Genomic DNA, 20,152 nt, shown 5'->3' with positions numbered 1-20,152 from the left:
GGGGATCCACGGCATCAGGGACAACGTGCTCAACATCTCCGGCGGGCGATCCCTGCGTGACCGGTTCGTCCGGAACAACGGCTGCACCGCCCAGAGCCCGCCCGAGCCGGCACAGGGCAGCCTGACGCACCGGGTCACCACCTACTCCGGATGCTCGGCCGGGCATCCGGTCGTGTGGGCCGCGTTCGACGAAGGCCACATCGCCGCGCCACAGGACGGGGCCGGCGGCGACAGCGGCTCCAGGACCTGGGTCCCGGCAGAGGTGTGGAAGTTCTTCACCCAGTTCCAGAGCGGCCCGACACCGACCCCCACCCCGACTCCCGTTCCGGGGGCGTGTTCGGCTGCGATCGAGACGGTCAACAGCTGGGACGGCGGGTTCCAGTCGACGGTGACGGTCCGGGCGGGCAGCGCGCCGGTCGACGGCTGGACCGTGCAGCTGACGCTGGCCGGTGGCCAGACCATCACCAGCCTCTGGAACGGCGTGAACACCGGCACCACCGGCGCGGTCACCGTCAGGAACACCCCCTACAACGGCACCATCGCCGCCAACGGAACGACGACCTTCGGCTTCACCGCCAACGGCAGCGGCTCGGCCTCCCCCACCAGCGTCACCTGCACGAGCCCATGACCGAACGCCATCTCAAGGAAGGTAAGCAGGCATGCGACAAATCAGCACTTTGCGCCGACGGGTGGCACTCTCGGTCGCGGCCATCGCTGCACTGTCGACGGCCGGTGTCGGTGTCGCCGCGACACATGTAGCATCGGCGGCCGCAGCCGGATGCGAGGTCAGCTACACGGTGACCAACCAGTGGTCCGGAGGCTTCGGCGCCAATGTGAGCATTAACAACCTGGGCGACCCGATCAACGGCTGGAAGCTGACCTGGGCGTTCCCCGCCGGTCAGACCATCACCCAGCTGTGGAACGGCACCTACACCCAGTCCGGCGCCCAGGTGACGGTGTCCAACGTCAGCTACAACGCCGGCATCCCCAGCGGCGGCAGCACCAGCTTCGGGTTCAACGGGAGCTGGAACGGCTCCAACCCGGTGCCGACGAGCTTCGCCCTCAACGGCGTCACCTGCACCGGCGACGTCTCCACCCCCACTCCCCCGGTCACGCCGCCGCCCTCATCGAGGCAGCCGTGTGACATCTACGCCGCGGGTGGCACGCCGTGCGTGGCGGCGCACAGCACCACCCGCGCCCTGTACTCCTCCTACAACGGCCCGCTCTACCAGGTACGCCGCTCCTCCGACAACACCACCCGCGACATCGGGGTGCTGAGCGCGGGCGGGGGCGCCGACGCCGCCACGCAGGATTCGTTCTGCGCCGGCACGACCTGCCTCATCACCATCATCTACGACCAGTCAGGTCGCAACAACCGCCTCACCCAAGCACCTCCCGGCGGGTTCCCCGGCCCGGCCCCGGGCGGATACGACAACCTCGCCAACGCCACCAAGGCACCGACCACCGTCTACGGCCGCAAAGCCTACGGCGTCTACGTCGATCCCGGCGTCGGCTACCGCAACAACACCACCAACGGCATCGCCAAGGGAGACCAGCCCGAGGGCATGTACGCCATCTTCGACGGCACCCACTACAACGGCGGCTGCTGCTTCGACTACGGCAACGCGGAGACCAACAGCCGCGACAACGGCAACGGCACGATGGAGGCCATCTACTTCGGCAACATCAAGGTCTGGGGCTACGGCGCCGGCAACGGCCCCTGGATCATGGCCGACCTCGAGAACGGCCTGTTCTCCGGCGTGAACCAGAAGTACAACGCCAACGACCCCACCATCAGCCACCGCTACCTGACCGCCATCATCAAGGGCGAGCCGAACCACTGGTCGATCCGCGGCGGCAACGCCCAATCGGGCAACCTGTCCACCTTCTACAACGGGCCACGTCCCAACGTCGCAGGCTACAACCCGATGAAGAAGGAAGGGGCCATCATCCTCGGCATCGGCGGCGACAACAGCCACGGCGCCGCCGGCACCTTCTACGAAGGCGTGATGACCTCCGGCTATCCGACGGACGCCACCGAGAACGCGGTGCAGGCCAACATCGTCGCCGCCGGATACAGGTGAGTCGGTCAGGTGGCCCAGCTACCGGGATGACCGAGCCCCGCAGCCGACAATGCGGCCTCGCGGGGCAGGCACCTCGTCGATCCACCCATCCCTAAGGAGAGTTCAGTGCGCTTCAGCCGACATCGGCGCTGGCTCGCGGCCGCGACGGCCGCGGCGCTCGGCGCCCTCGGGATCGCGACAGCCGGCTCCGCCCACGCCGCTGAGGGTTGCCGGGTCACTTACACGGTGACCAACCAGTGGCAAGGCGGTTTCGGCGCCAACGTGACGATCGACAACCTGGGCGATCCGGTCAACGGCTGGAAGCTGACCTGGTCGTACACCGCCGGGCAGACGATCACCCAGCTGTGGAACGGCTCCTACACCCAGTCGGGCGCGCAGGTCACCGTGAGCGACGCCGGCTACAACGGCGGTATCCCCAGTGGGGGCAACGCGAGCTTCGGGTTCAACGCCACCTGGAACAACACCGCCAACCCCGTCCCTGCGACCTTCGCCCTCAACGGCACCACCTGCACCGGCACCGTCACCACCACCCCCTCGCCGACCCCGTCGACGCCACCGACCGGCACGTCAACGGCCTGGCAGAACGGGAAGTTCGTGGTGGACACGCCCAACGTGGTCCGCCGGTCCAGCATCGTGTTCAGCCGGGCCAACTCCACCGCCAGCCAGTTCGCGCCACTCGGCAACGGCACGCTGGGAGCCGCGGCGTGGGGAGCGAACGGCTTCACCGCGCAACTGAACCGCAACGACACCTTCCCCGACCGTAAGTCACCCGGCCAGGTCGTCATCCCCGGCCTGAGCAGGCTCACCGGGGCCGCCGACTTCAAGGGACACCTGGACCTTTACGACGGAACGCTGTACGAGTCGGGCGGCGGGATGACCCTGAAGGCCTATGTGCGCGCCGACAGCTCCCAACTGGTGGTGGACGTCACCGGGGCCGACCCCAACAGTTCCCAGACGGCGCAGGTGAAGCTGTGGAGCCCGCGCAACCCCAAGGCCGAGGCGTCGGGCTCGGTGGCGACGCTGTCGGAGAGCTGGACCGACTGCTGCGGGGGCGGCACCTCCGGCCAGACGTTCGGCACGATGGCGGGCGTCAGCGCCGGCGGGCGCAACGTGCGCGCCGCCAACCCCGACTCGCGAAGCGCGCAGGTGAGCTTCCAGCCCAACGCCGACGGATCGTTCCGGGTCATCGTGGTCTCCCCCGGCTGGAAGGGCGGCAACGCGCTGACGACGGCGACCACCCTGCTGGGCGGCGATCTGACCCGGGGCTCCGCCGACCTGGCCGCCGACACGCTGTCGTGGTGGCACGACTACTGGAGCTCGGTCGGCCTGATCAAGATCACGTCCAGCGACGGGTCGGGCGAGTACTTCGAGAACATGCGGACGCTGTACCTCTACAGCATCGCGGCGAGCAACCGCGACACCTACCCGGGCACCCAGGCCGGTGAGGCCAACCTGTTCAACGTCGGACAGGACACCCAGCCCTGGTATCCGGCCGGTTACTGGTTCTGGAACCTGCGGATGATGATCCAGGCCAACCTGTCGGCCGGAGCCTTCTCGCTGAACACGCCGATGTTCACTCTCTACCGGAACAACCTGAGCAACATCGCGGCCTGGACGAGCGCGCGCTATCCGGGTCATGAGGGCATCTGCGTGCCGGAGACCATGCGCTTCAACGGCAACGGCACCTGGTACGCGGGCAACGAGTCCTGCGACTCGGCCATCGCCCCCTCCTACAACTCGCAAACCGTCACCTCCGGCGCCGAGATCGGCCTGTGGGTCTGGCAGACGTACCTCGCCACCGACGACCGCGCGTTCCTGTCGGCGAACTACCCGATCATCCGGGATTCGGCGAAGTTCCTGCTGTCGCACGCCAGGACCGGCTCCGACGGCCTGCTGCACACCCACTCCAACGCGCACGAGACGCAATGGTCCGTCGATGACCCGATCAGCGACGTGGCCGCGATGCAGGCGCTTTTCCCGTTGGCGGTGTCGGCGGCCCAGACGCTCGGCGTCGACGCCGACCTCGTGACCAGGCTCCGGACGGCGATCCCGAAGATCCGGCCGCTGCCCAGAACCGATTTCGGGCAGACCCAGGTGCTCGGCCCGTCCTCCGACGCCGCAGGGAACAACATGCTCGCCCTGTCCGCGCAGCCGACCGCGGCCAAGCACAACGTGGAGAACCTCGGCCTGGAGCCGGTGTGGCCGTACAACCTCATCGGTGACAGCGGCAACCAGTCCGACCTGGCCAAGCGCACCTTCAGCCACCGCAGCTACATCACTCAGAACGACTGGAGCTTCGACGCGCTGCACGCGGCGCGGCTCGGTCTACGCAACGAGATGCGGACCGCCCTGATCGCCAACATCAACAAGTATCAGGTCTTCCCCAACGGGTTCGCGAGCTGGGATGCCACCAAGCTGACCAACCCGTACCTGGAGGAGCTGGGGGTGACCGCCGCGGCGGTCACCGAGGGCCTGGTCCAGGACTACGACGGCACGCTGCGCGTCGCCCCCGGCTGGCCGACCGGCTGGGACGCCGACGGGACCGTGTACATCCAGCACAAGGGCAAGGCCCACGTCCAGATCCGCAACGGCACCCTGGTCACCGTCGCCGTCGAGGCGGGAGCGAGCGGGGACATCGCCGTCCGCAACCCCTGGCCCGGCCAGAACGTCACAGTCGTGAACGGCACCGGTGCCACCGTGCTGACGAACCAGACCGGCGCCACCATCACCATCCCCGCGCAGGCCGGCACGCCGTACCTGATCCAGCGGGCCTCGGCGCCCACCACATCCCTGCCTTTCGCGGCGGTCGGCGGCAGCCCCGCCACCGCGGCCAAGCGCCTCGGCAGCCGGAGCATCGGACTGTGACCGCGGACGCGGGAGTACGGCTCGCCGAGCTCCGAACGGCCCGGCCTCCGTCTCCCGCGCCGATCTCCACAGTCCGGCCTCGGGGTCGTCTCCTGGCGGCGACCCCACCCGCTCGAGGACGACCCGACCCGGAGGCCGGGTCGTCCCCGACACCAGTCCCCGAAGGGAGAACCCGCCGTGTCAAGAGTCAGACGATTGCTCCGACGCCTGCGCGCCGCGGCGGTCGTGACCGCCGGAGCCGTTCTGGCCTCGGGCAGCGTGCTGACCGCGGTCACCGTACCCGCCCAGGCCGCCACCTCGATCACGATCAACGGAGCGTCGGGCGGCCGTACGCTGGACGGCGTCGGCGCGGTCAGCGGCGGTGGCGGCAACAGCCGCCTGCTGATCGACTATCCCGAGCCGCAGCGCGCACAGATCCTCGACTACCTGTTCAAGCCCGGGTACGGCGCGAGCCTGCAGATCCTGAAGGTGGAGATCGGCGGCGACACCAACTCCACCAGCGGCGCGGAGGCCAGCCACGCCCACTTCCGCGGCGACCTCAACTGCGACCGCGGGTACGAGTGGTGGATCATGGAGCAGGCCAAGGCGCGCAACCCCGGCATCAAGCTGGTGGGCCTGGCCTGGGGTGCGCCAGGCTGGATCGGCAACGGGACGTTCCTGTCCCAGGACATGATCGACTACTACCTGTCCTGGCTCGGCTGCGCCAAGCAGCACAACCTGACCATCGACTACCTCACCCCGGTGCAGAACGAGCGAAAGTGGGACGTCAACTTCACCATCAACGTCCGCAACGCCCTCAACGCCAACGGCTACGGCACCGTCAAGCTCATCATGGGTGACCAGTATCCGGGCTGGGTCGGAGCCGACCAGGCGGCCGGCAACCCGGCCTTCCGCAACGCGGTCGACGTGTTCACCGCCCACTATCCGTGCGGCTACCTCGGACCACAGAGCTCATGCCCGACCCCGGCCAACTTCCTCAACTCCGGCAAGCAGTTGTGGGCAGGCGAGAACGGCTCACAGGACTACAACGGCGGAGCCAAGGCGATCGCCCGCGGCCTCAACCGCGGCTACATCGACGGCAAGTGGACCGGCTACCTGCACTGGAACCTGCTGGCCGCGATCACGCCCAACATCCCCTGGCCGACGGTGGGCCTGATGGTCGCCAACCAGCCGTGGTCGGGCTGGTACTCGGCCGGCAAGAACCTGTGGGCCATGGCCCACACGGGACAGTTCACCGCCCCCGGCTGGAAGTACCTGGACACCTCCAGCGGCTACATCGGCGGCAACCGCAACAACGGCAGCTACGTGTCGCTGAAGTCGCCGAACAACCACGACTACAGCACCATCATCGAGACGATGGACGCCACCGCGGCCCAGACGCTGAACTTCACCGTCACCGGCGGCTTGTCGACCGGACAGGTACACGTGTGGGCCACCAACCTCAACTCCAGCAACTCCGCGGATATCTTCCAGCACACCGCCGACCTCACCCCCTCCGGCGGGAACTTCTCCCTGACCGTCCAACCGGGGTACCTGTACTCGATCACCACCACCACCGGGCAGGGCAAGGGCAGCCCCGTCAGCCCACCGCAGGGATCCCTGAGCCTGCCCTACACCGACGACTTCGAGGGCTACGCCACGGGCAGGGAGCCCAAGTACCTCATGGCCATGCAAGGGGCCTTCGAGGCAGCGCCTTGCGGCGGCGGCCGGGCCGGCACCTGCGTGCGGCAGGCGACCCCGCAACAGCCGATCCTGTGGAAGGAGAACGCCACGCCGTACGCGCAGCTCGGCAACACCGCCTGGAACAACTACACGGTCTCCTCCGACGTACTGCTGGAAAAGCCCGGTTATGCCGAGCTGATCGGCCGGGCCGGCACCGAGGACCTCAAGCCATGTGGGCTGAACGCCTACTACCTGCGGGTCAGCGACACCGGCGCCTGGTCGATCCTGCGGAACAACACCGGCTGCACCTTCACCACGATCGCCGGCGGCACCACCGCCGCACTCGGCACCGGCCGCTGGCACAGCCTCGCCCTTGGCTTTTCCGGAAGCACCATCACCGCCACCATCGACGGCACCGTGATCAGAACAGTGAGCGACTCCACCTTCTCGGCCGGTCAAGTCGGTTACGGCACCAGCCAGGGCGAGACCGCCCAGTTCGACAACCTCAAGGTCGTCGCCGGCTCCGGCAGCCCGGGCGATGGATCGACGTTGCGCAACGTCAACGCCGGCCGCTGCCTGGACGTGCCGGCCCTGTCGCAGACGAACGGCACGCAGGTGGCGTTGTGGGACTGCAACGGCGGGACCAACCAGCAGTGGACCTACACCTCGGGCAAGCAGTTGCAGGTGTACGGAACCAAGTGTCTGGAGGCCGGAACCGCGAACGGCACCAAAGCGATCATCTGGGACTGCACCGGGCAACCCAACCAGCAGTGGAATCTCAACGCGGACGGCACCGTCACCGCCCCGCAGCCCGGCCTATGCCTCGACGCCAACGCCGCCGGAACCGCGAACGGAACGCAGGTGATCCTCTGGGCCTGTAACGGCGGGAACAACCAGAAGTGGACACGTAGCTGATTCGGTCACCGGTCGCCCTCGCCGGAGCCCGTCACTCATGCTGGCCGGACGGCACAAGACGTCCGGCTGACGTTCGGATGGCCGGTTCGATCTCCCGAGCCGGCAGGAGCACGCAGGTATGACCTCGGGGCGCGCGGACTGGCCCGCCCGGGGTCGGAAAGCCTGTACGAAACCCGCGCAGAGTCCGTAGAAAGCCGGTCGTTCACCTCAGTGACCGTGCCCCATCGAACGCGGCTCGTGGTGGCGGGCAAGGAATTGGAGGTGTTCGCGGTGGCCGCCCGCCGGTTACCGCCGCGTCGTGCCGTACCACGCGGCGGCGGGGATCGGCACCGATCCGGCCTGTGGATGCGCAAACCCTGTATGGGCGGATCACTGGTATTGTCCGCAGCTCTGCGGCTGATACCTACAGCTCACCATTGTCGGGCTCCGGTTGATCGCTCGCCTCGGAGGGTATTGCGCCGGCATGCCGATCTGGTGAAACGCCGCCGAAGCCACCAATCACGGCAGCCAGGGCTACCGCAGACGTGACCCCACGATCATCGTGATGACGAAATAATCCACAAACAACCTCCGGCTCAGCAGACTCCACAAAGACTCGTTGGCCACCAGCTGCGATCCCACCCAGGACCAAAGGTTCGGCCTCGCGCTCACTGGCTGGATACGAGTATGAGCTGGTCTCGAACCGGCTGCCCGGCAGCGACATCACGCGGCGCAACGGCACAGTGACCACCAGGACGCGCACCCTGGACATCCGGCTGGCCAAACGCGGGTCGGCGTGGAGGGTCACCGAGATCGCCTCCCTGGGCGGGAAGCGGCCGGGCACGAGCCAGGCAGGACCGGTGGGGCGGAAGGTGCTGGCATCCAACCGGATCACGCTGCCTGACAGTGCGCGATGGGACATCGAGGCCGGGCGGATCGACGACCGGACGCTTGACGTGATGCTACGGCTGTCCCGAAAGCACGAGATCTCGGTGACCGTGCTGTCCACCGGCCACCCGTTCAAGGTGTTCGACAGCCCGTCGGTGAGCAACCACACCCGACGCCGGGCTGTCGACATCTGGGCGATCGACGGCAAGCGGGTGGCCGCCAAGGACGTCAGGGTCCGCGCCGTCATGGAAACGGCGCTGCAGTACGGCTCCGACGAGGTCGGCGGCCCGTGGGCGTTCTCCACGCGATATGGCGGGAGCTTCACCAATACGGTGCACGACGACCACGTGCACATTGGCTTCAAGCGCTGAACCCCGTCACCTTACGGGGTGGCGACATCCGAAGCAGCCATAGCGTGGACCATCCATGGAGCTGCTACGTTCGCTTCCCATCGGCGACCTGCGGGACAACTCGCCGACGACCTCGCTGAGCCAGGTAGACGGTCAGCACCAGCATGGACAGGCCCACCACGTACAGGCCCGCGCCTGCCGCGATCTGCGCAGCGGTCACGCGCGTCGTACCGGCTGGAACGTAGATGGGGCGCGTTTGCTGTACGGTTTCCCGATCCCCCGTCTCGACCGGCAGCCATGTCTCCACCGTACCGTTTCGGTCACGCATTTCGGCATAGAGGAACCACATGCCCGCCGGCTCGACCCGCACCCGGCCGCTGCTGCGGCACGCGCCAGGCAACGCAGTGAGCGGGCCGGACACCTCTTCACCGGCTCGGCGGGCGACGATCCGCACCGGGGAGAGGTTCGCGCACCCCTCCACGGTGAGGGTCATGGTTCCGGCAGCGTCCGAGCCGGCTGTCAGAACGGCGGTGCCGACGATCTGACCCTGCCCCGGGTCGTGGGCCGAAGCAGGCTTGGGGGCCAGGACGGGCAAGCTCAGCGACAGCAGAAAGGCGGCAGCAACCGCGCCTTTTGCTCGACGTCCCATGAGAAGCAGGACTCCGCAGAAGCCGATCAGCACCACCGCCGCGGGACCGAGCACGTCATCCACGTTCACACTGCTCAAGCCCACGCCCGCGGACAGCACCGTGGTGGCGGCCAGCCCTGCCGCACCGGCGACGTAGGCCGTCGCCGGGCGGCGCCACGGCAGGTCGATCGCGGCCAGCCCGATGACGGCCAGCGGGAGATCAGGAGCAGTGCGGCCCATGGCCAGCAGGAGCACGCTGATCACCAACCGCGCGAGGACGTAAACCGCGACCGCCCCCGCGACGAGGTATCGAACCGGCGAGAGGGAGCGGAGCAATATGGCTGCGTACATCGAGGCGACAAGCAGCACCGGGAGGTAGAGCGTCTCGCTGAACTGGGGCACGTCCGTTTCGAACTCGAGCACGGCGGTGACGGCGCTACCGAGCAGCAACGCTCCGCCCGCCCACCACAGCGGCCGCGGGGCGGCCGGCCGCAGGCCCGCGAGCACCCCTCCGATCAAGGCCAGCGTGCTGAACACGGTGAGCATGTGGCTCGGGCTCCACAACACCGAGTCCCGCCCGAAAGCCTCATGCCACAGCGCGTCGATCGGTGCCGAGGCCAGCGTGGCCAAGCCTCCGACTCCCGCGATGAGCAAGGGAGGCTGCCTCAGCACCGCGATCAATGACCTCGTCCGCAAAAGGGCGAGAAGCCCCCAGCCCGCGACGATCAGGCCGACGACGGCCACCGAGCCGTACAGGAGCAGATGCGGGGGAATCAGCGCGTCGTCCCTGCCGATGTCGGTATGCCAAGCGTCGTCCCAATAGGTGGCGAACAGCGAGACCAGACCGGCCATCACGACGAAGGCGGCCGCTGTGGGTGTGAGCAGCAGGTGCTGTGGTGCTGTGTTATCAGACATAGTGGCAGCTTGACCGCTCCGTCCCGTTGGCCGCTTGTACGCAGCGGCTGTCCTCACTCCCAGCGCACACCGCGCGCCAGCGCCGAGGGAGGAAGGCCGAACATGGCGTGCGTGACGCGGGTCAGATGGGAGCTGTCGGTGAAGCCTGCCGCATGAGCGGCCTCCGTGAGGGATCCGCCCTTCTGCACGGTTTCCATGGCCGCGCGTAGCCGTGCCCATCGCACGTACACGGTGAAGGGCAGCCCCAGTTGCTCACTGAACAGGTGTCCGAGCCTGCTCGGCGACATGCGGACCTGTGCTGCCACATCCGCCAGGCGCAGAGGCCCCACCGTGCCGTGGTGGACCAGGTCCACCGCCTGTCGCAGGGCGGGATGGGGATCAGCGGCGCGGGATGAGGTCAGCAGCGTCAGCGCCGTCTCGGGGAACTCCTCATCGATGGGAGCGGAAAGCAGGAGATCGGCCTTGCTCTCCCAATCGGCCACCTGGTCCTGGGCGGTCACGCCGGCACCGCGACTTGCCGGATCAAGGTAGATCGCGGCGCCGAAGGCGTTCTCGGAGCGCATTGCATGCTGAACACCGGGCGGTATCGCCACCGCCGCCACGTTCCGCTCGCCTCGCCGTTCATCCGTCACAATGACGCGCCCTGAGCCCACCACGAGCAGTTGCACGGCGGCATGCGCGTGAGCGTGAGCGGACCCGAGCTCGCCGACGAAGACCAACGCGCCGGGTCGCAGACGCACCGTTCCAGTCCATGCGCCCATATCTGTCATGGCTACTAGTATAGATAGTAGGTATGTGTAGCACCTCTCGAAATCCAGGCGCGCCAGAGAGCAGTAGCTTCCTGGCATGCCGCCTTCCGCGCGTCCCGCCGCGTCGCTGCGTGTGATGGAGCTTCGTGACATCCCGGCCGTGGTTCGGCTTCATGTGGCCGATCTGCCGCATGGCTTCTTCGTCGAACTCGGGGAGAGGTTCCTTGCCCGCTACTACCGCACGTTCCTCACCAGCCCCGCCGGAGTGGCACTGGTCGCCGAGATGGACGGCGAACTGGCGGGCTTCCTGGTCGGCTCCACCGACGCCGCCACCCACCATCGCCACGTGATCAGACTGGATCGATGGCAGCTGGCTCGCGCCGGCGCCGCCTCACTGCTCGTGCGCCCGAAACTGACCGCCAGGTTCGTCCGCACGCGGGTACAGCGCTACGCCAGGGGCATCCGCCGGGCCTCTGACGACGGCCGCCCGGGGACGGCACAGCGCAAGAGGCAGGGAATGCTCAGCCACATCGCCGTGGACGAGAGCAAGCGCCGGTCGGGCGTGGGCAGCAAGCTGGTCGCCACGTTCGTGGAGGTCGCCAGGGCCCATGGCGTCGAGCACGTGCAGCTGCAGACCGCCCCTGACAATGGGGCAGCCCAGGATTTCTCCGCGAACCTCGGGTGGAAACGCCAGGACGCGGTGCACGACGGCGACGACCGGGCCTGGGGCCCGTTCGTGCTCGAGCTCTGATCACGCGTGGATGAGCCTGAATACTACGCACCATAGGCGATGTGTTTATCCTGGGTGGCATGATGCGAGCAGAACGGGTGATCCTGCGCCTGATGCTGCTCGTGGTCGTGGCCCTCGGCGTCGTGGCGATGCATACGCTCGGCCACATCAACGGGCATGCAGACATGCCACCTGCTGGGAGCCACCCCGCCATGCATGCCGTGTCCTCCGAGGCCGGCATCGCTGCCGGAGAAGAGTCCCACGAGGGCGCCGGTGCCGGCTGGGTGTGCCTGGCGATCCTCGGCACGGCTCTGACCCTGTTGTTGTTCCGGCTGGGTGCCCGTGACGGCCTTGGTGCGTCGGGCCTCACCAGCCTGCCGCTTCGGCTCTGGTCCAGGTTCCTTCGCGCGCCGCCGATCCGGTCGCTGACGCGCACGGTCGTGCTCCGGATCTAGACGGGGATCCGGCCCCCTGAGGGTCCGAGGTCTCCCTTCCGGCACGATCTTTCAAGCGAGGAATCACCATGGACATCGATCGACGCACCCTGCTCAGAACCGGTATCGGCCTGCTCGGCGGGGCGGCTCTGGCCGCCTGCAGCCCGAGCCGTACCGCGGCATCCCCATTCGTCAGCCCGACCGGCGCGCAGGTACGCGCCGCCGAGCAGGCCCGCAAGCCGGGCGCGGTCAAGGACGTTCGGCTGGTGGCCGCCGAGACCCAGGCCGACCTCGGCGGTGTGACGGTGCGGACCTGGGCCTACGACGGCCGCATCCCCGGCAGCCCGATCCGCGTCACCGCAGGCGAAGTGGTACGGGCCCGCCTGGCCAACCGACTGCCTGCCGACACCACCATCCACTGGCACGGCCTCGCCCTGCGCAACGACGCCGACGGCGTGCCCGACGTCACCCAACCGCCCGTCAAGACGGGCACGGAGTTCGCCTACGAGTTCACCGCCGCCCACCCTGGCACGTACTGGTTCCATCCGCACTCCGGCACCCAGCTCGATCGCGGACTGTACGCCCCGCTGATCGTCGAGGACCCGCGCGAGCCGCTCGGCTACGACGAGGAATGGACGGTCGTTCTCGACGACTGGCTCGACGGTGTCACGGGCACCCCGGACGAGGTCCTGGCCGAGCTGCCCCGCGGCATGGGAGGCATGGACCACGGCGGCATGACCGGCATGACGAGCACGACGCCCAGCCCGTCGTCCGGGATGGGTGAGCACATGCTGATGGGCGCCACGAGCCTGCTGCTCGGCGGCGACGCGGGCGACGTACGCTACCCGCACTTCCTGATCAACGGCCGCCTCCCCACCGACCCCGAGACCCTCACCGCCAAGCCGGGCACCCGGCTGCGCATCCGCATGATCAACGCCGGCGGCGACACCGCCTTCCGCGTCGCCTTGGCCGGTCACCGGCTGACCGTCACCCACACCGACGGATTCCCCACCGTGCCGGCCGACACCGACGCGCTGCTCATCGGCATGGGCGAGCGCTACGACGTACTCGTCACGCTCAAGGACGGTGTCTTCCCCCTGGTCGCGCTGGCCGAAGGCAAGAACGCCCTCGCCCGCGCGCTGATCCGTACCAGCAAGCGGACCGCCGCCCCCAAGCCGGACCTGCGCCCCCGCGAGCTGGACGGCGACGTCATCCGCTACGCCAAGCTGCACCCTCACGAGTCGGTACGGCTGACGCCCGAACAGCCGGACCGCACCGTGAAGCTGGAGCTCACCGGGACCATGACGGCCTACGACTGGGCGATCAACGGCCGCAAGTACGACCCGAAGACCATCACCCCGATCCGGTCAGGGGAACGGGTGCGGCTGTCGTTCGTCAACCGCACGACGATGTGGCACCCCATGCACCTGCACGGCCACACCTTCGCCCTGCCCACCGGCGTCCGCAAGGACACCGCCATCGTGCTGCCGAACTCCACCCTCGACGTCGACTTCCAGGCCGACAATCCGGGCATCTGGATGATCCACTGCCACAACGTCTACCACGCGGAGTCAGGCATGATGACGCTGCTCGGATACCAGCCGACCTGATACGGCTAACATTCGGCTGAACGGACGGATCGCCGGGAGGATCCCGATGACGCGGCGCAAGCTGGGACAGTTGGAGGCCGAGGTGCTCGCCGTGCTGGCGGGTGCGGACACCTTCCTGTCCACCAGCGAGCTCCGCGAGCGGCTCGACGGCGCGCCCGCGCACACCACGATCAACACCATCCTGTTCCGGCTGCTGGACAAGGGGCTGGTGATACGGGAGCGGCGCGGGCGCGGCTTCGCCTACCGCCTCACCGCCAACGAGTCCGGGCTGGCGGCCGAGCGCATGTTCGGCCACCTCCGCCTGGCCCACGATCCGTCGGATGTCCTGAGCCACTTCGTCCACGGGCTGAGCCCCACCGAAGAAGCCGCGCTCCGGGCCGTGCTCGACGACCGCTCATGAGCCCGGAGTCGTTCCTCCCGGCGCTGGTGCTGGCGGCACTGACCTTGCTGCTGAGCCGGCGACAGCCACGCCTGCATCCGAAGTGGATCGCACGGGCCCTGGTCGTCCTGTCCGCGAGCGCGGCGCTGGCGGTGATCGGCACGCTCGTGCTGATCATCGTGGTCGCCGCCCAGCCGAACGAAGGCGGCCACGGCTCGGCTCCGCTCCCTCTGGCGTTCACGTCCGCGGCCCTGCTGGCTCTCACCATCGTCCACGTTCTTGCCACGGCCCGGCGCTGGCGGCGTGACCTCAGAACGGCCACCGGTCTGGTGAACGATGAGCGCCCGTTCGCCATCGCCGTACCGGGCAGGCAGGGCGGTGTCACGGTCTCGACCGGCCTGCTCGGCCTGCTGTCCAGCCGGGAGCTCGAGGTGGTCTTCCGTCACGAGGAGACCCACCTCAGGCACCGGCACCACCTGTACCTCGCGGCGGCAACCGTCACCGCCAAGATCTTCCCGCCCCTTGCCCTCGCCGCCGGCGCACTTCGCTACACGCTGGAGCGGTGGGCTGACGAGGACGCCGCCGCGGCCGTGGGCGATCGGAAGCTGACCGCGCGCACGATCGCCAAGGTCGCCCTCGCGTATTCGAACGCCACGCCGCAGGCCGGGTTCGCCTCCAGCCACACCAGCCGGCGCGTGGCCGCGCTGCTGAGCGAGACACCGCCCGACAGCCGAGTGGCGGGCCCGCTGCTCCTCGGCGGAAGCTGGATGATGATGGGCGGCACCGTCACCTCCGCCCTGCAACTGCACCATCTCGGGCTCTTGCTCCTGCTCGCCTAGACAGCCGCGCGATCGAGGGATATATCGTCGAAGAGCACGAATCCCGCCGGCGCCTGGCGCAGCTGAAGGCAGTCCAGCAGCGCCAGGAGAAGCGCCGTCGCCGGATGGTCATCAGCATCGGTGGGCCGTACCCGCCGACCCGATGCCGGGCATCAGGGCCGATGGGCACCGCCGACCACTATCACGCTCAACTGGACGTGTTCGTGGACGGCAAGCCGACCCCGGTCCCGGCGGACATCGGTGTCAGCGCTGCACACCCATGACACTCGCGGCGTGGTCCACGTCGAGGCGCAGAGGTCTACGGCGCGCCCGACCCGCCCTTCACCCCGCCCACGAAGTACGAGTTCGGGCAGGGAGAGTGACTCGGCCACCGGACCCGTGACGGGCAGCACGGTGTCCGTCCACCAGAGGGACCGCCCCGAAGACCAGCCGGCGCGTGCCGGCATGGAGACCTACGACGAGCCGCCCGCCCGGGCGTAGCACACGAGCCAGTTCCTGCGGGGAAACGTCACTGCCGGGAGCAGCGATGACGCACGCGGCGTCAAAGGAGTGGTCGACGTACGGAAGGCGCCGCGTGTCGCCTCTGAACGTGGCCACGTTGGTCAGGCCCTGACGGCGGGCGCGCGCCATGGTGCGGTCCAGCTTCTCCTGCCGGACGTCGAAGAGGTCGAGCCTGCCGTTGGAGCCGAGTCTCCTGGCCACGTCAAGGGCGTATGATCCGGCGCCCAGGCCAACCGCCAGGATTCGCTCCCCTGGTCGAGGGTTGAGCACATCACACACCCGGTGACACGAGGCGAACGAGCGTGGAACGAGCAGTCGGACGAAGACACGCCGGCCGCATCGGCACGACGTGGAGCGGCGCCGGCGCAACCATGCCGCGCCTATCACCGCCAACCCCGCGATGGCGAGCATCCCGGCAGGTTTCATGACGAGCTTTCCGTTCACCCGAACAGGCTACGACGGTCAATAGTATATTTTGGCCGGGTCGAAGAAGAGAACCCCTCCCGGGCGAGGCACATCACCAGTCGCCAGGATTCGAGTTCCCCATGCCGTAGAGGCTTACATTGGTCGGCGAGCGGCGCTTCCCCAAGGCAGCCCATACCGGATCAGCTACTATGAGCAATAGCATCAAGCCTGGGAGAGGCACGGCATGCGGAGTCTCGGCGATCTCGAAGCCACGATCATGGACCGCTTGTGGTCATGGCAGCGGCCCGCCTCCGTTCGCGAGGTTCTGGAGGACCTGCAACGCGACCGGTCGATCGCGTACACCACGGTGATGACGGTCATGGACAAGCTCCACAAGAAAGGCCTGCTGCGCCGCCATCCATCGGGCAAGGCCTACGTCTACGAAACCACCGCCACCCATGAGGCCTACAGCGCCGGCCTCATGCAGGAGGCGCTGGCCACAGGCGGAAACCAGGCCCTCACCCTGATCCACTTCCTTGAACGCCTCACACCCCAGGAGCTCTCCGCGCTGGAGGAGGCACGCCACCGGGTCGCCCGGAAAGTCTCTTCCGAGTGACCGCCGCGATCATCCTGGCCACCTATGCCATCGGTGCCGGGTGCGTGCTCCATCTCCTGATCGAACGGGCTCACTGGCTGAGCCGGGCCCCACGCGTCACTATCGCGATCTGGCTGGCCGCAGCCGCTTCGGTAGTGATGTCGGCCGCGCTCGCGGGCGTGGAACTCGCCTTTCCCACCCACGCCTTCCGCGACGAGCTCGCCGCCTTCGTGACCGCCTGCGGCGACGCGCTCTCCGGCCACCCCTCCTCGGCCCCGCCTCGCCCGTTCGCGATTCTTGCCGGGCCGACGATCACAGGACTGGCAGTGGCGCGTTCGGCTCACTGCGCCCTGTCGGTGTTCTTCGGTGGCCGGCGAGGCAGACGCGCTCACTGCAGCGCACTCCTGCTCGTCGGGCGCCACCATCGCGCTCTGGACGCATTGGTCGTGGAGTACGACGAGCCGGCCGCCTACTGCGTCCCAGGACGCAAGGGGTTGATTGTGATCACGCGGGGTGCGCTCAACAGCCTCCACCCCAGCCAGGTGCACGCGGTGATCGCCCACGAGCGTGCCCATCTCAACGGTCGCCATCACCTGCTGCTGAACGCGGCTCAGGCGGTCGCGCGCATCGTTCCCCGGCTGCCGCTCTTCGCCCGGCTCGGCCGGGAGATCCCACGTCTCGTGGAGATCCTGGCCGACGACACGGCGGCACGCGAGCACGGACGGGACACGATCGCCACCGCACTCATGGCCGTCGCCAGAGCGTCGACTCCAGCCAACGCCCTGGGGGTCGGCGGCGACACCGCGGTGGCCCGCATCGTACGCCTCCTCTCCCCGGCACCAGCGCCCCTGGGCAAGAGACAGCGACTGCTTGCCGCCCTCGGAGTGAGCGGGCTGCTGGCAGGCCCGGCGTCCGTGCTCCTGGCGCCCCCGCTGATCGCTTTCCTGGCCGGCTGTCCGACGCTTCAATAACGTCCTACTATGGAGGATAGGAGGTAGTGATGCGTACGTGGACAACTCGGCAATGGATTGTCGGACTCGGGGGTGCAATCGTCACGGCACTGTTTGTCGGGGTTCCTGCCAGCATCATTTCCACGCCCTTTTTCACCCGGATGACGCCGGTGCCGTGGTGGAACTACCCGGTGTGGATCCTGACCGCCGCGCTCACCGGCTTGATCGTCGCCACCTACGTGACTCCCGTCCAGCCGCCACCCGACCAGCAGAAGAAGACCCTGGTCGGGGGAGCGCTGTCCGCGTTCGCCGTTGGCTGCCCGATCTGCAACAAGCTCGTGGTGATGGCCTTGGGGGCCGGCGGCGCGCTCACCTATTTCGCACCATTGCAGCCCGTGCTGGCCGTCGGATCGCTCCTACTTCTGGCCGAGGCTCTCCGTCGCAGATTGCGCGCCCTGCGTTCCTGCGCCGTCCCGACCGGACGCGGCACCTGAACCACCTTCGGCAAACGAGGCAATCACTCATTCAAAGCATGTCAGTACATACAGTCATGAGCTATTGCCGATTGTGATCGAAGGACGCCGTCTTTCCCCTGCCTCGGGCTTGCCACTCGCGCATCGGCGCGTAGCCTCCCCACCGCAATCGTGAACTCGGGGCAGAGGAAAGGGTTGGCGAGTTCGTACGAGGACTGCAGCAACGTGCGCCAGACACTCGTCTCCGGCTCCCCAAGATCGTCGGGATGGACAACAGTGATCTCCATGAGCTTCCTCGGACGACTCGGCAACCATCTACGATTAAAGATAGTAGATAATGCTTCTGACAGTGGCCAAGGAAGTCATCGAGTGCTCCCTTTCCGAGCTGTAGGGACTCCTGTGGAATCGCGTCTCCGCCGGAGCCGAGTCACCACCCGCGGAGCAGAAGATCCGGTGGTCCTCCGGTCCCGATGAACCCGAAAGCATCGACCCGCGTACCTCCTGATACCTGTTCAGCATGGCGTCAAGTCGGAGAGGTCGGGAGGTGACATGCGCGGGAGCAACCGGCAACGGATGGTCTGGCTGCTCCTCGTCGCCCTCGCACTCGGGGCAGGAGCCGTGCACACTTTGCGCTGTCATGGCCCGTCCGGTGACCCGGCCCAGCACTTCGCACCCATTTCCCAGTATGGGACGACGCCTATCGCCGCCGACGACGCCGTGTCCTGTGTGATGGCGGTCAATCCGTCTCTTTCGTGTCCCGCCGTACTGACCTCGCTGCTCATTTTGCTGTCGGCCCTGGGCCTGTGGGCCGGGCGGCGGAGTGACGTCGGCGAGAGGCGGGGCGCGCTGCTGCCTTGGCACGGGAGAGGGCCGCCGTCGAGGGCGGCTCCCGATCTGGCCGTTCTTTCGGTTCTGCGGATCTAGGCCGGCCGGTCACATCCGGCTCGCCTTTTCCGATCTCAGATTCCGAAGGAGAGATTCACCATGGCCATTGTTCAGCGCCTCACCATGACCACGATCGCCGGAATAGGCGCCATCACCCTGCTCACCGGCTGCGGCGGCGCGTCCGGCACGACGACCGCGGGCGCGGGGGCCGCGGCGCCGGCCAGCAGCGACATGAAGGGCATGGACATGCCATCAAAGCCGGCCGACTCGGACTACGGCACCACGGACGAGTCGACGCCTGCGCCCACCGACGATGACATGGACGGCATGGATATGTCGTCCTCGAAACCCGCCGCAGGCTTCAACGACGGCGACGTGATGTTCGTCCAGATGATGCTCCCGCATCACCAGGAGGCCCTGCAGATGGCCAAGTGGGCCCAGAGCAACGCCTCCAACACCGCGGTCAAGGAGCTCGCCATGAAGATCCAGATGCAGGGGCAGTCGCAGCTCGGCAAGCTCAACGGCTGGCTGACCGCCTGGGACAAACAACCGCTGGCGGACGACGACCCGATGATGACATCGATGCCCGGCATGATGTCAGCGGCCGAGATGGCCAAGATGAAGAACATGAAGGGCTCTGCGTTCGACCGCATGTTCGCCCGGATGATGATCACCCATCATCAGGGCGCCATCAAGGTGACCCAGGACGAGATCACCAAGGGCGGCAACTCCAAGGTCAAGTCCATGGCCAAGACCATTCAGACGAGCCTGCGGACGGAACTCTCCCAGATGAAGCAGTTGCTTCCGACGCTCTGAACCGCGCCGATCGATCCCCGTACGACACCGAGGCTGCCGTACGGGGATCGCTGCGGCTGCCGACGCGAACGAATCTAAAACCGTCGTCCACCTCGAGCAGCTGGTTCAACTACCGGTCATAGGAGTTTTGCGGCCTCGGCGGACCCGGAACAAGGTGATCGCGAGCGCGGCGAGAAGGAGCGCCGCGCCGATGCCCAGACCGACGGTGTACATCCGGTCCACCGGCACAGGGATATCCCTAGTGTTGTGTCCTTTTGCTAGAAGTCGGGCAAGCCGCGCGGGGGTCATGTCGCTCCGGCAAGAGCACCCTGTCCAGGATCGTCCTGGGCCTGCTCCGGCCGTCGAGCGGCCGCGTCGAGATCGCCGGCGAGGAGCTGACCACGCGGCGCGGCCGTGGACTTCGCCGCCTCCAGCAGCGGATCGGCTTCGTCCACCAGGATCCCTACGACGCGCTCCACCCCGGTATGCGCGTCGCGAGCCTGGTGGCCGAGCCCCTGGTG

Annotated in this window: 18 protein-coding genes; 15 read left to right on the top strand and 3 right to left on the bottom strand. The window is 67.8% G+C overall.

Annotated elements, in window-relative coordinates; all coding sequences use genetic code 11:
• The 5 genes from ACWDX9_RS44390 to ACWDX9_RS44370 form a co-directional block, all read left to right on the top strand.
• The coding region (locus ACWDX9_RS44390) for a cellulose binding domain-containing protein (RefSeq protein WP_449965859.1) at positions 1–628 on the top strand (628 nt) is incomplete at its 5' end.
• Between the two features lie 31 nt (positions 629–659).
• Positions 660–2,084 carry an arabinofuranosidase catalytic domain-containing protein gene (locus ACWDX9_RS44385; protein ID WP_449965857.1) on the top strand — a complete coding sequence of 475 codons (1,425 nt, stop codon included), beginning with the start codon at positions 660–662 and terminating at the stop codon, positions 2,082–2,084.
• 105 nt (positions 2,085–2,189) lie between these two features.
• A complete protein-coding gene (locus ACWDX9_RS44380) occupies positions 2,190–4,949 on the top strand; it encodes a cellulose-binding domain-containing protein (RefSeq protein WP_449965854.1) in 2,760 nt (919 codons plus the stop codon).
• 177 nt (positions 4,950–5,126) lie between these two features.
• Entirely contained in the window at positions 5,127–7,526 is a 2,400-nt protein-coding gene (locus tag ACWDX9_RS44375) for a ricin-type beta-trefoil lectin domain protein (RefSeq protein WP_449965851.1), read from the top strand.
• Between the two features lie 722 nt (positions 7,527–8,248).
• The gene (locus ACWDX9_RS44370) at positions 8,249–8,764 is read left to right on the top strand and encodes a hypothetical protein (protein WP_449965848.1); all 516 of its coding nucleotides are present in this window, start codon (positions 8,249–8,251) and stop codon (positions 8,762–8,764) included.
• 64 nt (positions 8,765–8,828) lie between these two features.
• On the opposite strand, the gene ACWDX9_RS44365 is transcribed toward ACWDX9_RS44370, so the two are convergent.
• Both ACWDX9_RS44365 and ACWDX9_RS44360 read right to left on the bottom strand, forming a co-directional pair.
• The gene (locus tag ACWDX9_RS44365) at positions 8,829–10,286 is read right to left on the bottom strand and encodes a hypothetical protein (protein WP_449965845.1); all 1,458 of its coding nucleotides are present in this window, start codon (positions 10,284–10,286) and stop codon (positions 8,829–8,831) included.
• A 53-nt stretch (positions 10,287–10,339) separates the two neighbouring features.
• On the bottom strand, positions 10,340–11,056 hold the full coding sequence (locus ACWDX9_RS44360; protein ID WP_449965843.1) for a helix-turn-helix domain-containing protein: 717 nt from the start codon (positions 11,054–11,056) through the stop codon (positions 10,340–10,342).
• A 139-nt stretch (positions 11,057–11,195) separates the two neighbouring features.
• Between ACWDX9_RS44360 and ACWDX9_RS44355 the strand changes: the two genes are divergently transcribed.
• From ACWDX9_RS44355 to ACWDX9_RS44335, 5 genes are all read left to right on the top strand, one after another.
• Complete coding sequence (locus ACWDX9_RS44355; RefSeq protein WP_449965841.1) at positions 11,196–11,786, top strand: GNAT family N-acetyltransferase; 591 nt, start codon at positions 11,196–11,198, stop codon at positions 11,784–11,786.
• Positions 11,787–11,845: 59 nt separating this feature from the next.
• Positions 11,846–12,220, top strand: a complete 375-nt coding sequence (locus ACWDX9_RS44350) for a hypothetical protein (protein WP_449965838.1) — start codon at positions 11,846–11,848, stop codon at positions 12,218–12,220.
• 68 nt (positions 12,221–12,288) lie between these two features.
• Positions 12,289–13,809: a multicopper oxidase family protein gene (locus ACWDX9_RS44345; RefSeq protein WP_449965835.1), complete on the top strand. Its 1,521-nt coding sequence runs from the start codon at positions 12,289–12,291 to the stop codon at positions 13,807–13,809.
• Between the two features lie 46 nt (positions 13,810–13,855).
• Positions 13,856–14,209 carry a BlaI/MecI/CopY family transcriptional regulator gene (locus tag ACWDX9_RS44340; protein ID WP_449965833.1) on the top strand — a complete coding sequence of 118 codons (354 nt, stop codon included), beginning with the start codon at positions 13,856–13,858 and terminating at the stop codon, positions 14,207–14,209.
• Complete coding sequence (locus ACWDX9_RS44335) at positions 14,206–15,027, top strand: M56 family metallopeptidase (protein WP_449965830.1); 822 nt, start codon at positions 14,206–14,208, stop codon at positions 15,025–15,027. Before ACWDX9_RS44340 ends, ACWDX9_RS44335 begins: the two co-directional genes overlap by 4 nt.
• Positions 15,028–15,348: 321 nt before the next feature.
• Here the strand turns inward: ACWDX9_RS44335 and ACWDX9_RS44330 are convergent, their stop codons facing one another.
• The gene (locus tag ACWDX9_RS44330) at positions 15,349–15,939 is read right to left on the bottom strand and encodes a methyltransferase domain-containing protein (RefSeq protein WP_449965827.1); all 591 of its coding nucleotides are present in this window, start codon (positions 15,937–15,939) and stop codon (positions 15,349–15,351) included.
• A gap of 238 nt (positions 15,940–16,177) precedes the next feature.
• On the opposite strand from ACWDX9_RS44330, the gene ACWDX9_RS44325 reads away from it, so the two are divergent.
• The 5 genes from ACWDX9_RS44325 to ACWDX9_RS44305 all read left to right on the top strand — a co-directional run.
• Complete coding sequence (locus tag ACWDX9_RS44325) at positions 16,178–16,549, top strand: BlaI/MecI/CopY family transcriptional regulator (protein WP_449965824.1); 372 nt, start codon at positions 16,178–16,180, stop codon at positions 16,547–16,549.
• Positions 16,546–17,499: a M56 family metallopeptidase gene (locus ACWDX9_RS44320; RefSeq protein WP_449965822.1), complete on the top strand. Its 954-nt coding sequence runs from the start codon at positions 16,546–16,548 to the stop codon at positions 17,497–17,499. The genes ACWDX9_RS44325 and ACWDX9_RS44320 overlap by 4 nt, the downstream gene beginning before the upstream one ends.
• A gap of 29 nt (positions 17,500–17,528) precedes the next feature.
• Positions 17,529–17,972, top strand: coding sequence for a hypothetical protein (locus tag ACWDX9_RS44315; protein WP_449965819.1), 444 nt, complete (start codon positions 17,529–17,531; stop codon positions 17,970–17,972).
• Between the two features lie 987 nt (positions 17,973–18,959).
• Complete coding sequence (locus tag ACWDX9_RS44310; protein ID WP_449965817.1) at positions 18,960–19,652, top strand: DUF305 domain-containing protein; 693 nt, start codon at positions 18,960–18,962, stop codon at positions 19,650–19,652.
• A gap of 254 nt (positions 19,653–19,906) precedes the next feature.
• The coding region (locus tag ACWDX9_RS44305) for an ATP-binding cassette domain-containing protein (RefSeq protein ID WP_449965816.1) at positions 19,907–20,152 on the top strand (246 nt) is incomplete at its 3' end.

This window comes from Nonomuraea sp. NPDC003201 (genome assembly GCF_053590415.1).
Note: the sequence above shows the minus strand (reverse complement) of the source record. Positions and strands in the feature narration are given on the sequence as shown.

Excerpts from the sequence above, each read along its gene's own strand:
- ACWDX9_RS44350 (WP_449965838.1), top strand. The coding sequence starts at position 11,846 with ATGATGCGAGCAGAACGGGTGATCCTGCGCCTGATGCTGCTCGTGGTC.
- ACWDX9_RS44315 (WP_449965819.1), top strand. The coding sequence starts at position 17,529 with ATGCGTACGTGGACAACTCGGCAATGGATTGTCGGACTCGGGGGTGCA.
- ACWDX9_RS44345 (WP_449965835.1), top strand. The coding sequence starts at position 12,289 with ATGGACATCGATCGACGCACCCTGCTCAGAACCGGTATCGGCCTGCTC.
- ACWDX9_RS44325 (WP_449965824.1), top strand. The coding sequence starts at position 16,178 with ATGCGGAGTCTCGGCGATCTCGAAGCCACGATCATGGACCGCTTGTGG.
- ACWDX9_RS44385 (WP_449965857.1), top strand. The coding sequence starts at position 660 with ATGCGACAAATCAGCACTTTGCGCCGACGGGTGGCACTCTCGGTCGCG.
- ACWDX9_RS44360 (WP_449965843.1), bottom strand. The coding sequence starts at position 11,056 with ATGACAGATATGGGCGCATGGACTGGAACGGTGCGTCTGCGACCCGGC.
- ACWDX9_RS44310 (WP_449965817.1), top strand. The coding sequence starts at position 18,960 with ATGACCACGATCGCCGGAATAGGCGCCATCACCCTGCTCACCGGCTGC.
- ACWDX9_RS44330 (WP_449965827.1), bottom strand. The coding sequence starts at position 15,939 with ATGCTCGCCATCGCGGGGTTGGCGGTGATAGGCGCGGCATGGTTGCGC.
- ACWDX9_RS44335 (WP_449965830.1), top strand. The coding sequence starts at position 14,206 with ATGAGCCCGGAGTCGTTCCTCCCGGCGCTGGTGCTGGCGGCACTGACC.
- ACWDX9_RS44365 (WP_449965845.1), bottom strand. The coding sequence starts at position 10,286 with ATGTCTGATAACACAGCACCACAGCACCTGCTGCTCACACCCACAGCG.
- ACWDX9_RS44340 (WP_449965833.1), top strand. The coding sequence starts at position 13,856 with ATGACGCGGCGCAAGCTGGGACAGTTGGAGGCCGAGGTGCTCGCCGTG.